This is a genomic window from Rhodococcus sp. PvP016 (assembly GCF_017832185.1).
Classification (GTDB): Bacteria; Actinomycetota; Actinomycetes; order Mycobacteriales; family Mycobacteriaceae; genus Rhodococcoides.
This window is the reverse complement of record NZ_JAFIBH010000001.1, coordinates 1,819,951-1,834,904: the sequence shown is the minus strand read 5'-3', so window position 1 is coordinate 1,834,904 and position 14,954 is coordinate 1,819,951. Positions and strand designations below refer to the sequence as shown.

Annotated in this window: 14 protein-coding genes and 1 pseudogene; 10 read left to right on the top strand and 5 right to left on the bottom strand. The window is 68.1% G+C overall.

Features of this window, described 5'->3' with window-relative positions:
* Positions 1-50: 50 nt before the first annotated feature.
* Complete coding sequence (locus tag JOE30_RS08465; RefSeq protein WP_204866053.1) at positions 51-482, bottom strand: DUF6153 family protein; 432 nt, start codon at positions 480-482, stop codon at positions 51-53.
* A gap of 493 nt (positions 483-975) precedes the next feature.
* On the opposite strand from JOE30_RS08465, the pseudogene JOE30_RS08460 reads away from it, so the two are divergent.
* The 8 genes and pseudogenes from JOE30_RS08460 (at position 976) to JOE30_RS08425 (ending at position 9,484) form a co-directional block, all read left to right on the top strand.
* Positions 976-3,043 (top strand): annotated as a pseudogene (locus JOE30_RS08460) (MMPL family transporter).
* 18 nt (positions 3,044-3,061) lie between these two features.
* Positions 3,062-3,484 (top strand): DUF302 domain-containing protein, encoded by a 423-nt coding sequence (locus JOE30_RS08455; RefSeq protein WP_204866051.1) that lies wholly within the window; start codon positions 3,062-3,064, stop codon positions 3,482-3,484.
* Positions 3,481-4,260 carry a sulfite exporter TauE/SafE family protein gene (locus tag JOE30_RS08450; RefSeq protein ID WP_204866050.1) on the top strand — a complete coding sequence of 260 codons (780 nt, stop codon included), beginning with the start codon at positions 3,481-3,483 and terminating at the stop codon, positions 4,258-4,260. Before JOE30_RS08455 ends, JOE30_RS08450 begins: the two co-directional genes overlap by 4 nt.
* 24 nt (positions 4,261-4,284) lie before the next feature.
* Positions 4,285-5,661 (top strand): rhodanese-like domain-containing protein, encoded by a 1,377-nt coding sequence (locus JOE30_RS08445; RefSeq protein ID WP_204866049.1) that lies wholly within the window; start codon positions 4,285-4,287, stop codon positions 5,659-5,661.
* A 97-nt stretch (positions 5,662-5,758) separates the two neighbouring features.
* On the top strand, positions 5,759-6,028 hold the full coding sequence (locus tag JOE30_RS08440; protein WP_204866048.1) for a metal-sensitive transcriptional regulator: 270 nt from the start codon (positions 5,759-5,761) through the stop codon (positions 6,026-6,028).
* The gene (bla, locus tag JOE30_RS08435) at positions 6,025-6,981 is read left to right on the top strand and encodes a class A beta-lactamase (RefSeq protein WP_204866047.1); all 957 of its coding nucleotides are present in this window, start codon (positions 6,025-6,027) and stop codon (positions 6,979-6,981) included. The genes JOE30_RS08440 and bla overlap by 4 nt, the downstream gene beginning before the upstream one ends.
* Before the next feature lie 32 nt (positions 6,982-7,013).
* Entirely contained in the window at positions 7,014-8,192 is a 1,179-nt protein-coding gene (locus tag JOE30_RS08430; protein WP_204866046.1) for an SGNH/GDSL hydrolase family protein, read from the top strand.
* 242 nt (positions 8,193-8,434) lie between these two features.
* Positions 8,435-9,484, top strand: coding sequence for an ABC transporter substrate-binding protein (locus tag JOE30_RS08425; protein ID WP_239532322.1), 1,050 nt, complete (start codon positions 8,435-8,437; stop codon positions 9,482-9,484).
* Positions 9,485-9,497: 13 nt separating this feature from the next.
* Here JOE30_RS08425 and ilvD read toward each other — a convergent pair whose 3' ends face one another.
* A complete protein-coding gene (ilvD, locus tag JOE30_RS08420; protein ID WP_204866045.1) occupies positions 9,498-11,336 on the bottom strand; it encodes a dihydroxy-acid dehydratase in 1,839 nt (612 codons plus the stop codon).
* A gap of 100 nt (positions 11,337-11,436) precedes the next feature.
* Here ilvD and JOE30_RS08415 point away from each other — a divergent pair, with 100 nt between their 5' ends.
* Complete coding sequence (locus JOE30_RS08415; protein WP_204866044.1) at positions 11,437-12,273, top strand: helix-turn-helix transcriptional regulator; 837 nt, start codon at positions 11,437-11,439, stop codon at positions 12,271-12,273.
* A gap of 38 nt (positions 12,274-12,311) precedes the next feature.
* Positions 12,312-13,271, top strand: coding sequence for a phosphoglycerate dehydrogenase (locus JOE30_RS08410; protein ID WP_204866042.1), 960 nt, complete (start codon positions 12,312-12,314; stop codon positions 13,269-13,271).
* A 52-nt stretch (positions 13,272-13,323) separates the two neighbouring features.
* Here the strand turns inward: JOE30_RS08410 and JOE30_RS08405 are convergent, their stop codons facing one another.
* The 3 genes from JOE30_RS08405 to JOE30_RS08395 form a co-directional block, all read right to left on the bottom strand.
* Positions 13,324-14,277, bottom strand: a complete 954-nt coding sequence (locus tag JOE30_RS08405; protein ID WP_204866040.1) for an ABC transporter substrate-binding protein — start codon at positions 14,275-14,277, stop codon at positions 13,324-13,326.
* Positions 14,278-14,315: 38 nt separating this feature from the next.
* Positions 14,316-14,528 carry a hypothetical protein gene (locus tag JOE30_RS08400; RefSeq protein WP_204866038.1) on the bottom strand — a complete coding sequence of 71 codons (213 nt, stop codon included), beginning with the start codon at positions 14,526-14,528 and terminating at the stop codon, positions 14,316-14,318.
* 76 nt (positions 14,529-14,604) lie between these two features.
* On the bottom strand, positions 14,605-14,841 hold the full coding sequence (locus tag JOE30_RS08395; protein WP_204866036.1) for a hypothetical protein: 237 nt from the start codon (positions 14,839-14,841) through the stop codon (positions 14,605-14,607).
* Positions 14,842-14,954: the final 113 nt, after the last annotated feature.

Genomic DNA, 14,954 nt, shown 5'->3' with positions numbered 1-14,954 from the left:
GTCTGAATCGACGTGCGATCCGCCGGAGCATCGCTGCCCCGGGCTTCCCGTCACACCCGCAGAAGTACCGAGTCGTCCAGCGAGGACAGCGCCCATGGTGGAGCTCGACCTGCTCGGGCGACGATCGTGACGACACGGTCGGATGCGGCATCGAGCGCCGACAGGTACTCGACGACCCCGACCGGGACCGACATCGGGGGAAACGAGGCGACCGTCCCGATGCACGGATGCATCATGTCGTGACCGCCGGGACACGGCAGTTGCTCGGCCGCCGGACCGGACTCCGCGGTGTGCGTGGCGGCGGCAGCGTGGGCCTCCGCGTCCATCGACGCGTGGTGGTCAAGCATCGCTTCATGGGCCGCGGCGGTCTGGACGGGCACCACCATGTGCATCAGCACCACGCCCAGTGCGATCGAGACGGCCCAGAAGAGCATCGGCACAGCGAGGGTCGGCGAACGTCGCCGCCGAGCACTGTGAGACACAGGCTCCAGCGTACCGACGAGTACCCCTAGGGGTACTTCCAGCGGTTGTTCCTTCGACTCACCACAACTCGCACACCGCATACCCCCTGGGGTACTTGCATACCCCCCCTCGTATATGGCACGGTGGGTGTCGTCCAGGCGATCGAACCCAGAAGGAGCACCCCGTGTGCCGTCCCGCCGAGTGCCCCCAGTGCGGCAAGACCACGTGGTCGGGCTGCGGCCGACATGTCGACAGCGTGATGACCTCGGTCCCGCAGTCGCAACGCTGCACGTGTGACCGCCGGTCCGCACCGCCCCCATCCGGCGGCCTGCGTTCGCTGTTCCGCCGCTGAGCCCACCTCCACTCAGTTCTCGACGGCGGCCGCTCCAGGCCGTTCAGATACCCCCACCCGTATAGGAGTCCACCGTGTCCCAGTCCGACACCGTCGCCGAATCCCGGCCCGGCGACCACCACGACAGCGCCCCCGGCCGCCTCGGCCGGTGGGGCGCGGCCATGGTCACCCGCCGCCGCTGGGTCTTCGGCACCTGGTTGATCCTGCTGATAGTCCTCGGATCCGCAGCGCCGTCGGTGTTCTCGTCCCTCGCCGGCGCCGGGTGGCAGGCGAACGGATCGGAATCGGTCCAGGTCCGCGAGCTCGCCGAGGAACACTTCGGCGGCAACTCCTCCGCCGCGGTGCAGGTCGTCGTCCACAGCGACTCCGGTGCGCTGACGGACCCGGAAGCGACCACCGCGCTCACCGGCGCGACCGACATCCTGAACGCGGACCCGCGTTTCGGCGAGATCGTGCCCCCGCAGCCGGGGATGACCATCAGCCCCGACGGGCGCACCGGCATCCTCATCGCCGGCGCCGACGGCACCACCGACGAGATGGTCACCGCCGTCGACGACGTCAAGGACCAGCTCACTGCACTCTCCGGCGACGGCGTCGAGGTCTACCCCACCGGTGCGTCGGCGCTGTGGTCGGACTTCAACAAGGCCAACCACGACGCGATGATCCAGGCAGAACTCATCTCCTGGCCCGTCACCCTCGCCATCATGGTTCTCGCGTTCGGCTCGCTCGTCGCCGCCGGACTCCCTCTGCTCTTGACCATCGCCGGTCTCGTCGCCTCCGCCGGCGGGCTGGTCCTGCTCAACGAGATCACCCCGATCTCGGTGTGGGCCATGAACTTCGCCATGATGTTCGCCCTCGCACTCGGCATCGACTACGCGCTGTTCCTCGTCGCCCGCTTCCGCGACGCCCTGCGCTCCCGCGACCCGCGCGCGGCCGTCGCCGAGACCATGGACACCGCCGGCAAAGCCGTGGTCCTGTCCGGGCTCACCGTCCTCGTCAGCCTGTCCGCCGTGCTGATCGTCCCCGCCCCCGCAGTGCGGACCATGGCCGTCGGCATCATGCTCGCCGTCACCTTCGTCCTGCTCGCCACCCTCACCCTGCTCCCCGCCGCCCTCGGCGCACTCGGATCGAAGGTCAACGCCGCGTCCCTCCCCTACGCGAAGCGTCAGCAGCACCGCTCGCCGATGTTCGCCGCGTGGGGCGCTCTCCTGCACAAGCACCCGTGGCCGTTCGCGCTCGCCTCGATCGGCGTCCTCGTCGCACTCGCACTTCCTGTTCTCGGCCTGAAGGTCGCGATGCCGTCGATCTCCGTGGTCCCCGAGGACGCACCGGTGCGGCAGGGCTACGCCCTCGTCCAGCAGCAGTTCGGTGACGGCGCCCCCGGCGCACTGCAGATCGTCGTCCCCGACACCGACGCCGCCGACACGGCCTCTGCCGCTTCGGAGGTGCCCGGCATCGCGATGGTCACCCCGCCGCAACCCGCCGCTGACGGCTCCGGCTATGCACTACTGCAGGCGATTCCGGCTGTCGACCCGTCCGACGAGTCGATGGGCACCATTCTTGACGACCTCCGCGGCCAGCTCCCGGAGTCGGCACTGGTCGGCGGCGCCCCCGCGGAGAACCTCGACCTGCAGCAAGCCCTGAACGACTACCTGCCGCTCGTCGTCACGATCATCCTGATCCTCGGATTCGTGCTGCTCCTCGTCGCACTGCAAGCACCCTTGATCGCGTTCCTGGGCACCGCGGTCAGCCTGCTCTCCACCGCCGCCGCGTTCGGCGTCGCGAAGCTGATCTTCCAGGACGGACACGGCGCCTCGCTGCTCGGATTCACCCCGCAGGGCTTCCTGAACGGGTGGGGACCGGTGTTCTTCTTCGCGATGATCTTTCGCCATCGCCATGGACTACACCGTGTTCCTCCTCGCCACCGCCAAGGAGCACTACGAGCGCACCGGCGACGCGACGACGGCGATGATCGACGGTCTCGCCCACTCGGGTCGGGTCATCTTTGCCGCGGCCGCGGTGATGGTGGCGGTGTTCTTCACCTTCGCCCTCGCCGACCCGCTCCCGCCGAAGGAGATGGGCATCATCCTCGGCGTCGCCGTGCTTCTCGACGCCGTCCTGATTCGGTTGATCCTGCTGCCCGTCCTGCTGCGCCTGACAGGCTCCGCCGCCTGGTGGTCACCCGTCTGGCTCCGCAAGGCTCTCCCGTCCATCAGCTTCTCCCACTGACCCCACGAAGGATTCCCCATGAATATCGCTCTGACCACCACCCTGACCGGCACCGACTTCGACACCGCCGTCCAGCGCACCCGAGACGCTCTGGCGGAGCAGGGTTTCGGTGTGCTCACCGAGATCGACATGCAGGCCACCCTCAAGGCCAAACTCGGTGAGGAGATGGAGCGCTACCTGATTCTCGGCGCGTGCAACCCGCCGCTGGCCCACCGCGCCGTCGGCGTCATGCGCCAGATCGGCCTGCTGCTTCCCTGCAACGTCGTCGTCCGCGAGGACCCGGACAACGCGGACGTGATCATCGTCGACGCCATGAACCCCGACATCATGGTCGAGGCGACCGGTGAGCCGGCGCTCGGCGACGTCGCGCGCGACGCCGCGACCAAGCTCCGCGCTGCGATCACCGCCCTCGGCGGCGACGGGGACACCCGGAACCGATGACGCTGACACTGGGGCTGGTCCTCGGCGCCGTCATCGGGGTCCTGTTGGGACTGCTCGGCGGCGGAGGGTCCATCCTGGCCGTACCCGTTCTCGTCTACGCCCTGCATCTCCCGCTGGCCGAGGCGATCCCGGTGTCGCTGCTCGTCGTCGGATCGGCGTCCCTGACCGGGGCCGTCCCGAAGATCCTGGCACGGCTGATCGAGTGGCGACTCGCGGCGATCTTCGCCGGCACCGGCATCGTGGGGACCTTCCTCGGGAGCGGCGCCGGCCGACACCTGCCCGAGTCGGTCGTGCTGGTCGGGTTCGGGCTGGTCATGATCGCGGCCGCAGTACGCATGCTCCGCGGCGACGCCTCTCTCGGCACCGCCTGCCGAACAGGCACCTCGGGGATCGACTGGCGACGCTGCGCCCCACGGTCGATCCCCACCGGCTTCGCCGTCGGTGTGCTGACGGGCCTGTTCGGTGTCGGCGGGGGTTTCCTCATCATCCCGGCGCTGGTGCTGCTGCTCGGCATCGAGATGACCGTCGCCGTAGGGACGTCGCTGGTGGTGATCGTGGCCAACTCGGCAGCAGGACTGGCATCCCACACCGACGGGCTCGGCGGCAACTGGGCCCTCACCGCGACGTTCGCCGGGGCGGCGATCGCAGGGTCACTCGTCGCCGGCCGCTGGGCCGACCGGGTGAACGCCGACCGCCTGAAGAACTGGTTCGCCTACCTGGTGCTCGCCGTCGCAGGTTACGTCCTCATCGACGCCGCACACACCATCGTCACCTGACGACCCGAACGACAAGGAGCACCCATGAGCACCACCGACACCCCCGACATCGCCATCATCGAGACCTCGAGCCTCGGCGATCGCAGCTACCTGATCAGCCACAACGGCATCGCCCTGGTCGTCGACCCCCAGCGCGACATCGACCGCATCGAGAGCCTCGCTCGGGAGAAGAACGCTCGCATCACCCACGTGTTCGAGACGCACATCCACAACGACTACGTCACCGGCGGGCTCGAACTCGCCCGCGCGACCGGTGCGCAGTACGTCGTGCCGGACGGTGACCCGGTCGGCTTCGAACGGCGCGCCGTCGTCGACGGCGATGTCGTCGACGCGGACCCGCTGTTCATGCAGGTGATGCACACACCGGGGCACACGCATCATCACGTCAGCTATGTCCTGCGGGGCACGAAAGGCACCCCGGTCGCCGTGTTCACGGGCGGCTCCATGCTCTACGGGTCCACCGGTCGCACCGATCTGCTCGGATCCGAGCACACCCACGACCTCACCCACGCTCAGTTCCATTCGGTGCGCCGACTGGTCGACGAGCTCCCCGCCGACACCGAGGTCTACCCCACACACGGATTCGGCAGCTTCTGCTCCGCCACCCCCACCAGCGGCGATTCCTCCACCATCGGCGAACAACGCAGCGCCAACCCCGCGCTGACCCAGGACGAGCAGACCTACGTCGACACCCTCATCGACGGCCTCGCCGCCTACCCCGCGTACTACGCCCACATGGGCGTCATCAACACCGCCGGCCCCGCCCCTGTCGACCTGTCCATGCCGACACCGGTGGACCCGGCGGAGCTGCGGCGGCGCATCGAGGCCCGCGAATGGGTCGTCGACCTGCGCTCGCGCACCGCCTTCGCCGCCGGTCACCTCGACGGCAGCCTCGGATTCGAGCTGTCCTCCAGCTTCGTGACCTACCTCGGATGGCTCTACCAGTGGGGCGCACCCCTCACCCTCATAGGCGACACCGCCGACGACATCCTCACCGCGACCCGAGAACTCGCACGTATCGGCATCGACTCACCCTCCGGCTCCGCAGTCGGCGACATCACCGACCTCACCGGAGAGCACCCCGTCCGCAGCTACGGAACATCCGACTTCGCCGGACTGCGAGAAGCGCTCGGCAACAACGACAATGACCGTGTCGTCCTCGACACCCGCCAACCCGAAGAATACGACGCCGGCCACATCCCCGGTGCCGTCAACATCCCCCTCCCCGAACTCGCCGAACGACACCACGAAGTACCCACAGGTGAGATCTGGGTCCACTGCGCCTCCGGATACCGGGCATCGATCGCCGCGTCGATCCTCGACCGCGCCGACAGGACCGTCGTCCTCGTCGACGACGACTACGACAGCGTCGAGAAACTGGGGCTGGACACCGAACGCTGACCACCCGTCCCGCGTTGCACTCGACACAACAATCTCTCATATGCCCCCAGGGGTACTATGGGATCCAGCATCTACACCACTGAACAGGGGCACCATCATGATCGACGACGACGACAGCATCGCACTGGTACTCAACCGGCTCCGACGCGCCAACGGTCAACTCACCGGGGTCATCTCGATGATCGAGAACGGCCGCGACTGCAAGGACGTCGTCACCCAACTCGCCGCCGTCTCCCGCGCACTCGACAAGGCAGGGTTCAAGATCGTCGCCACGGGACTGCGCGAATGCATGACCGGTGCCACCGCCGACAACAAGGAACCCATGACCGAAGCGGAACTGGAAAAGCTGTTCCTCGCTCTCGCGTGACGAGGCGAGTACTCCTGCACACGGCGGCCCGACCGTGCGCCGCGCTCGCTGTCCTCGCCCTGGCCCTCACCGCCTGCGCTCCCTCGGGCGGTGATCCCGGCGGTGTGCCCGTCTCGCCGGCTCCCACGTCGAGTCGAGCAGAGCGCGAGGACGTCTCGACCGGACTGCAGGCTGTCGAGCAGCGCTACGGCGTGACGGTGGGTGTCAGCCTCCTGGACACCGGGACCGGCGAGACGATCAGCTATCGCGGAGCCGAACGTTTCGGTTTCGCCTCGACAGTGAAGGTGTTCCTGGCAGCGGAGTTCCTGCGACGAACTTCTGAGGACGCTCGGGACGACGTCGTGAGGTGGACCGCGTCCGACATCGAACGCGCGGGGTACTCACCGGTGACCACGGCACGTCTGGACACCGGACTCACGGCGGCCGAGTTGGCGGAAGCGGCCGTGCGGGAGAGCGACAACACGGCGACCAACCTCGTGTTCGACCGGATCGGCGGTCCCGCAGAACTCGATGCGGCTCTCTCCCGACTCGGTGACGACGTCACGGACATCGTCGACGTGGAGCCGGGCCTCAACACGGTCGACTCCGACAGCACCGGAAACACCACCACCGCCGACGCGTTCACGGCGACTCTGGCCGCGCTGCGGGGTGACGGCTCATCGAGCGATGCCGACACAGCAACTCTGATCGAGTGGATGAGCGGAAACGCCACCGGCAATACCCTCGTTCGCGCTGGGGCGCCGAGCGGATGGACGGTGGCCGACAAGTCGGGTGGCGCTGGGGGCGTGCGGAACGACATCGCCGTCGTCACACCACCCGGCCGTCCCCCGCTCGTCCTGACTGTGCTGACACGGAAGAACGACGCCTCGGCACCCTACGCGGACGCCGCGGTGAGCGAGAGCGCCGCGGTCGTCCTGAACACAGTTCGGCAACCCCTGAACACAGTTCGGTAACCCCTGACCACCGTTAGGTAGCCTCGGAAAGCATGATCACCGCACCACTCACCGACGACATCGTCCTTGGTGCTGCCGAACTCGAACAGGTCGATCGCGGAGTACGCCCACACCGGCTCCCCCGTGCTGTCCGGCAACGCGACGCGGACCCGCAGCTCGCGATGACGGAGGCGCAGCCGTCCGGAGTGCGTATCGCCGCGCGCACGAACGCCGTCGAGATGGTTCTCGAGGTCCACACCACGCGCACGACCTACCGGGGTGTGATGCGCGACCGAGGCGCCGTCGACGTGGTGGTGAACGACTCTGTCCACCGGTCGCACGTGCTCTCGGGCGGTGACACCGTCGAGATCGATCCGACCACCGGGACGAGCACGGTCCACCCGGGGACGACGGAACGCATCACCCTCACCGATCTGCCGGCCGGGGAGAAGACGGTCGAGATCTGGCTCCCCCACAACGAACAGGTGGATCTGGTCTCGATGTCCGCTGATGCCGTTCTGCACCCGGCGCCGACGAGCGGACCGAGGTGGCTGCACCACGGCAGCTCGATCAGCCAGGGATCCAACGCCGCGAGCCCCACGCACATCTGGCCTGTCGTCGCGGCCCGTCGGGCCGGCGTTCGGCTGCGCAACCTGGGTTTCGGGGGCAGCGCCTTCGTCGATCCGTTCATGGCTCGCGTCGTGCGGGACTCCCCCGCGGACGTCATCAGCGTGAAACTGGGCATCAACGTCGTCAACCTCGATGCAATGCGCCTTCGTTCGTTCGTTCCCGCCGTTCACGGGTTCCTCGACACCGTCCGCGACGGGCACCCGACCACACCGCTGCTGCTGATCTCGCCGATCCACTGCGCGATTCACGAGAACACTCCGGGACCCGGGGCGATCGATCCCGACTCGTTCGCCGCCGGCTCCGCGAGATTCCGCGCGACGGGGACGGAGGGCGACACCGCGCTCGGACGCCTCACACTTCGCGTGATCCGTGACGCGCTCGCTCAGATCGTCGAGAGTCGATCGGACGACCCGAACCTCCACCACCTCGACGGACTGATGCTCTTCGGCGAGGAGGACGAACGGCGCCACCCACTTCCGGACAATCTGCACCCCGACACCGACGCCCACTCCGTGATGGGACAGCGCTTCGCGGACATCGTCTTCGGCCCGTCAGGGCCGTTCGCGCCGAGAACGACGACAGAGGACGCGTCGGGAGGGTGACGGTGGCTGAGGCCAGATCCTCCGCCGCGGTGGTGTCGGGCGTCGACGGGAGGTCGGACGGTGAGTGGAGTCCCCGCGATGCGGGTATCAGTCGTGGACCACGACCGAGTGGGCGCGATGTGGGGATCTGCGCCGAGAGAGAGGACGACCACCTTCCATCGTCGATTCACTCGGGCTACGGGGAACCGGCATCTGACCTCGTGGATTGCGTGATAAGGGCAGCCTACCCTTAGCATCATGGCATGATGCGCACTCCCGGCAGCGTTCCCCGATGGACGAGACGCTCGATCACAGTTCTCATCGCCGCCGTGGCGGTGACCGCGCACCTCGTCGGGTGCAGCTCGTCGGACCCCGCCGAGCCCGGTTCGACGACGACCACCGATGGGTCGTTCCCGAAGACACTGCGGCACATGTACGGCGAGACCGTCCTCGACACGGCACCCGCCCGCGTGGCCACCTGGGGTGCCGGCGCCACGGATGCCGTACTGGCTCTCGGGGTGATGCCGGTGGCCATGCCGTCGACCACGTACGGCGGCGGTGCCGACCTGACGTACCCGTGGATCGCCGAGTCGATCGCCCGGAACGGCGGTGAGGCACCGGCTCTCCTGGACGACGTCCTGGGTCCCCTGTCGGTCGAGAAGCTTGTCGCAGCCGACCCCGACGTCCTGCTGGCACCACATTCCGGCCTCACGCGGAGCGAGTACGACGCGGTCACATCGGCCGGCATTCCCGTGGTCGCACCTCAGTCCGAGCTCTGGTCGACTGCGTGGCGAGACACGATCGGTGTCACCGGCGAGGTTCTCGGAAAGAGCGTCGAGGCAACGCAACTCGTGTCCCAACTGGACCAGCAGGTCGTCGATGCCGGCGCACGACACCCCGAGTTCCGAGACCGGACAATCGCCTACGTGTCCGAGGCGCAGGACGTCTACTACCTCCTGCTTCCCTCGGACCCACGCGTTGAGTTGCTCGAGAACCTGGGATTCACGTCCGATCCGTCCGTCACCGAACTGGCGACCGGTGATTCCACGTTCTCGACCGCGGTGTCGTCCGAGGAGATCTCCCGAATCGATGCCTCTGTCGTCTTCACACAGGTGGACACGGACGCAGCACTCCGGGAGTTCCTGTCATCCGACGTGTCGCGGCAGATCCCCGCTGTGGCGGCAGGTGCCGTCGCCGGATTCGTCGGCCAGGAGGCCGGGGCCGCCATCGGCCCGACGGCGCTGACGATTCCCTACTTCCTCCCGACTCTCGTCGACGGCTTGGCGACGGCGGTCGACGCAACGCAGCGGTGACGAACCACGGGACTCACCGAAGCGAATCGACGTCGCGCACCGCACCCTTGTCCGCGGACAGTGCGAGCGCGGCGTACGCACGGAGTGCGACGCTCACCTCGCGCTGCCTGTGGCGGGGCCGGAAGCTGCCGAGGGCAGAACGCCGTTGCGCGAGCACGCTGTCGGCGACGTCCAGTGTGATCGAGCGGTGCGGGATGTCGATGGTGATGCTGTCCCCGTCCTCGACCAGAGCGATCACGCCACCCGCGGCCGCCTCCGGAGACACGTGCCCGACCGACAGACCCGATGTCCCGCCGGAGAAGCGGCCGTCGGTGATGAGCGCACACGATGCCCCGAGTCCGCGACCCTTGAGAAACGCTGTCGGATAGAGCATTTCCTGCATTCCGGGCCCACCACGTGGACCCTCGTACCGCACGACCAGCACGTCGCCGGCCACGATCCGTCCGGACAGGATGGTGTCACATGCGTCCTCCTGCGACTCCACGACCACGGCCGGGCCGGTGAAGGTGAGGATGGAGTCGTCGACGCCCGCCGTCTTCACCACACACCCGTCGGCGGACAGGTTGCCGCGCAGAACCGCCAGGCCGCCGTCGGCCGAGTACGCGTGCTCCACATCGCGGATGCATCCGCCGGCGGAGTCGAGATCCAGCGTCTCCCAGCGCTCGGACTGCGAGAAGGCAGTGGCGGAACGCACGCATCCCGGTGCCGCGTGGAACAAGCCGATGGCGGCTTCGTCGGCACGCCTGGACCGCACGTCCCACCGGTCGAGCCAGTCGGTGAGGGACGCCGAGTGCACCGTGTGTACGTGTTCGTGCAGATGCCCGCCCCGGCGGAGCTCACCGAGAATCGCGGGCACTCCCCCTGCGCGGTGCACGTCCTCGACGAGGTAGTGCCCGTTGGGTGCCACCTTGCAGAGGCACGGAACCATCCGCGAACGCTTCTCGATGTCGTCGAGGCTGTAGTCGAGTTCGGCCTCGCGGGCGGCGGCCAGGAGATGCAGGATCGTGTTCGTCGATCCACCCATCGCGATGTCGAGGGCCATGGCGTTGTCGAACGCAGCGCGTGAGGCGATCTGCCGAGGAAGAACCGACTCGTCGTCGTGGTCGTACCACCGACGGCAGAGATCGACCACGGTGCGCCCGGCGTCCTCGTAGAGGTCTCGACGCGCCGTGTGCGTGGCGAGCGTGGTTCCGTTGCCCGGCAACGCGAGTCCCAGCGCCTCGGTCAGGCAGTTCATCGAGTTTGCCGTGAACATGCCCGAGCAGCTTCCGCACGTAGGGCACGCCGCCTCTTCCACACGCGCCAGGTCCTCGTCCGAGACGTCACCGGCGGCGGCATCGGACATGGCGGACACGAGGGTGAGTCGGGTACGCACGGTGCCGTCGACGAGCACGGCCGTACCGCCCTCCATCGGACCGCCCGAGACGAACACCACCGGAATGTTCAATCGCAGTGCGGCCATGAGCATCCCGGGGGTGATCTTGTCGCAGTTCGAGATGCACACGAGAGCGTCCGCGCAATGTGCGTTCACCATGTACTCGACGGAGTCGGCGATGAGGTCGCGGGAGGGCAGCGAGTAGAGCATCCCGCCGTGACCCATCGCGATGCCGTCGTCGACCGCGATGGTGTTGAACTCGCGCGGAATACCGCCGGCCGCGGTGATCGCGTCCGAGACGATGCGGCCGACGGGCTGCAGATGGGTGTGGCCGGGAACGAATTCGGTGAAGCTGTTCGCGACGGCGATGATCGGCTTACCGAAATCATCGCCGTTCACTCCCGCTGCGCGCAGCAGCGCGCGGGCCCCCGCCATGTTGCGTCCGTGCGTGACGGTTCTCGATCGAAGTGCAGGCATGGGGACGACGATGCCGGTCGAGTACCGCGGCAGGAAGACAGCGTCGGTACTGGTATCGCCACCACCACCTTCCCGCGTCGGACGCTCGTAGAGTTGCCGTGTGACCACCGACCGGGACTCCGCCGCGCGCCGTGAGCTGGGGGCATTCCTGCGCGCCCGCCGCTCGGCACTGCCACGGTCGCGGCTCGGGTTGCCGCCGGTTCCGCGGGGTCGGTCGACAGGCTTACGTAGAGAGGACGTCTCGTCGCTGTCCCACGTCAGCGTCACCTGGTACACCTGGCTCGAACAAGGGCGCGACATCCACCCGTCACGCCAAGTCCTCGATGCCATTGCTGCGACGCTGCACCTCACGCCTGCCGAGCACGATTACGTTCTCGACCTCGCGGGACACCCGCCCACGCCGACACCGTCGAGCGCGGAGACGACGCCCCCGGCCGTGCAACGCCTGCTCGATGCCCTCACCGATTTCCCCGCGTTCGCTCTCCGTCCGGAGTGGACGATCGCCGGATGGAATCGTGCGTACCGTGCGTTGTTCCCCCGCATCGAGACCGTGGAGGCAGCGGACCGAAACCTCCTGTGGCTGGTCTTCACCGACCCGTACGTGCGTGAGTTGCTCCCGCACTGGGAGACCGACAGCAGGCGCTTCCTCGCGGAGTTCCGGGCGGACGGAGGCGCCGCCCTCGGCACCGCCGCCTTCACCGATCTGGTCGATCGGCTCCGCAGGGCGAGTGGAACGTTCGCCGACGGGTGGGACAACCGCGACATCGAGGGATTCGCCTCACGTGAGCGCGTCTTCCGGCACCCTGTCGTCGGAGAGCTGCGCTTCGAGCATCACCAGTTGGCGCCGACCGATCACAAGGACCTGAACATCGTCGTCTACCTTCCTGTCGCGGGGACCGACACTCGCGAGAAGGTGCAGCGCCTGATCGGCGAATGACGCCGACCCGGATCGGCACGGACACGAAAGAGGGGCACATGGCTACCGTCCTCATCACCACCGACTACCTCCACCCCGGCGACGACGTCGACACCCTGCTCCGGGCGCACGGTCACGAGACCGTGCACTCCCCCGCCGCCGGGCCCCGCCCCGACGGTGAGATGGCCGCGCTCCTCGCCGGGTGTGACGCTGCCGTCATCGCCAGCGAACCCGTCACCGCCGCCATGCTCGCCGCGGCCCCGTCCCTCAGGGTGATCGCGCGTAGCGGAGTCGGATACGACTCGATCGACATCGAGGCCGCCACCGCTCACGGCGTCCTCGTCTGCAACACCCCCGGAGCCAACCGCCATGCGGTGGCCGAGATGACCCTCGCTCTGCTCCTGATGTGCGCGAGGCGGATCGGTGAGACCACCGACGGCGTGCGACGCGGGGAGTGGCCACGCCACGACACCCGACAGCTACGGGGCGCGACTCTCGGCATCATCGGTCTCGGGCCGAGCGGACGGGCCGTCGCGGACCTCGCTCACGCGTTCGGCATGACCGTCCTGATCTCCACCGGCCATCCCGACCCCGCACTCGACGTCACCTACGTCGACAGAACCACTCTGCTCCGCGAGTCCGACTTCGTCAGTCTCCACGCCCGTGCCGGCGGCGCACCCGTCATCGACGCCGCGGCACTGGCCGAGATGAAACCCTCTGCCTACCTGGTCAACACGGCCCGCGGATCGATGGTCGACGAGGATGCCCTCGTCGACGCGCTCCGCGACCACACCATCGCTGGGGCGGCACTCGACGTCTTCGCCATCGAACCACCGGACCCGGACAATCCGCTCCTGGCCATGCCCACGGTCGTCGCCACCTCCCACCTGGCCGGTCAGACCCGGGAGGCGCGCACCGATGCGGGTACCGCCGCCGCCGAGTCCGTCATCGCAGCACTGGCCGGTCGGCCTGCTGCGGGTGCGATCAACGAGTCGGCGGTGGCGAAGAGACGACCCTGAGCCGCCGCCGGCCGGAGCCCCTGGATCATGCAGGAGTACCCCCCGGTCGGCGTCAGGTCGACGAGCTCGAGCGGTCGACGGCGTCCGCAAGGCGGTCGAGCCAGTCCGCGTACTCGGCATAGGTGTTGGGACGCTTGTCGTCCCAGTCCAGAACATCGCCCGAGGTGATCGCAGGAATGGAACCGTAGACGGGTGAGGCGTCCAGCACCTCACGGCTCGCGGGGTACTCGAGAACGATGTCGGCAGGGTACTGAGCCACGTTCTCCCAGCTCACCGTCGCCCACGGTCCGTCGAATCCCGGACCCGCGAGACTCACACCGAGGTCCGAGAGCAGTCCCAGCACCGACAACTGTTCCGTTCCGATGTACACGGCGTCGGCGGCCGCGTTGACGGGCAGCACCGTCACGCCGGGATTCGCGGCGACAGCATCGCGCACCCGCTGTTTCGCCGCGTCGTAGTCCGCACGGTCGGATGCAATCTCCGGGGAGTCCACGTCGGCACCCAGTGATGCTGCGAGCGAACGGTATTGATCCAGCGTTCCGTCGAGCGACGAGGACGGGTCGATGCCCAGGAAGGGAGCGACGACGTTGATCTGCTCGGCCTGCGCAGCCTCCCACCAGATCCAGGACGTGGGATCGGTCTCGGCGGAATAGCCGACGACGAGGTCGGCGCCCATATTCGCCGCCACCTCCGTCTCGAACACCGCATCCGTACCCACGACGGTCATGGAATCGAGGTCCGCGTCACCGAGACCCAGCCCGTTGGTGATGCCGTAGCCGTAGACCCCGGCAGGGCGAACACCGTAGTCCCACAGTGCGGCAGCCGAGTACGCGTCAACCATCACCGTGTCCGGCGGTGCGTCCAGCGACACGGTGTTGCCGAAGGCAGTGGTGTGAGACCACCCTTCCCCACCGGAACTGCTCCCGGACTCGGTGGAACACCCGGCGACAGCCAGAGCGAGGGCAGCGAGGAGAGCGCCGGCGCGCCCGGCGGAAATGGTCGACATGTCCGAATTTTAGCGCAGGCTTACCTCACTTCGGTGAGTCACCGTCTGCGTGAACGGCGGGCCCCTCCGAAATTGACGACCAGCGCAACGAGCGCCAGCACTACCGCCACGACCCACGCATCCGGGTCCACCGCGTGGACGAGGATCACGGCACCGAGGACGACGAGCGCAGCAAGCGCGACCACCCCGAGCCCGGGGCCGCCGAGTGCTGTGCGGGTGCGACGGTCCAGAGCGCCGAGTCGTGTCCTCACACGTCGACCCTACGACGTCGAGTCCACCCCACCGGATCGCGTCGATCCCGTTCGCGGAGGTTCCAGCGTTCGGAACTCAGGCCAGCGCGAACCGGGTGCGCAAATTCTGCGTCTGCCGGTGCAGCTCTCGCAGAGTCCGCTTGTGTGTCGCGGCCTGCTGCTCGTGCCACATACCGGTGGGCGCGTTCCCCCTGGCCCGAGCTTCTGCGGCGAGCCGACGCGCGTCCTCGAGTTGAACCGATACGGTCGCGATCTCGTCGTCCAGCGCCGCGAGAAACACCCGCGCCTGCGCCACGTCCGAATCGTCCGCCACCCCGGTCCACCTCCGCCGTCACGAAACATCCGACCCGTGGTGCTCCACAGATCAATCGGCACGTGCCCACGATAGCGAGTCGCGGTGCCTCCTCCGCCCTTGCCCCGCCCTGC

Bases quoted from the DNA above. Each gene is read 5' to 3' on its own strand.
- JOE30_RS08455 (WP_204866051.1), top strand. From the start codon at position 3,062: ATGAATATCGCTCTGACCACCACCCTGACCGGCACCGACTTCGACACC.
- JOE30_RS08450 (WP_204866050.1), top strand. From the start codon at position 3,481: ATGACGCTGACACTGGGGCTGGTCCTCGGCGCCGTCATCGGGGTCCTG.
- JOE30_RS08445 (WP_204866049.1), top strand. From the start codon at position 4,285: ATGAGCACCACCGACACCCCCGACATCGCCATCATCGAGACCTCGAGC.
- JOE30_RS08440 (WP_204866048.1), top strand. From the start codon at position 5,759: ATGATCGACGACGACGACAGCATCGCACTGGTACTCAACCGGCTCCGA.
- JOE30_RS08430 (WP_204866046.1), top strand. From the start codon at position 7,014: ATGATCACCGCACCACTCACCGACGACATCGTCCTTGGTGCTGCCGAA.
- JOE30_RS08425 (WP_239532322.1), top strand. From the start codon at position 8,435: ATGATGCGCACTCCCGGCAGCGTTCCCCGATGGACGAGACGCTCGATC.
- ilvD (WP_204866045.1), bottom strand. From the start codon at position 11,336: ATGCCTGCACTTCGATCGAGAACCGTCACGCACGGACGCAACATGGCG.
- JOE30_RS08410 (WP_204866042.1), top strand. From the start codon at position 12,312: ATGGCTACCGTCCTCATCACCACCGACTACCTCCACCCCGGCGACGAC.
- JOE30_RS08405 (WP_204866040.1), bottom strand. From the start codon at position 14,277: ATGTCGACCATTTCCGCCGGGCGCGCCGGCGCTCTCCTCGCTGCCCTC.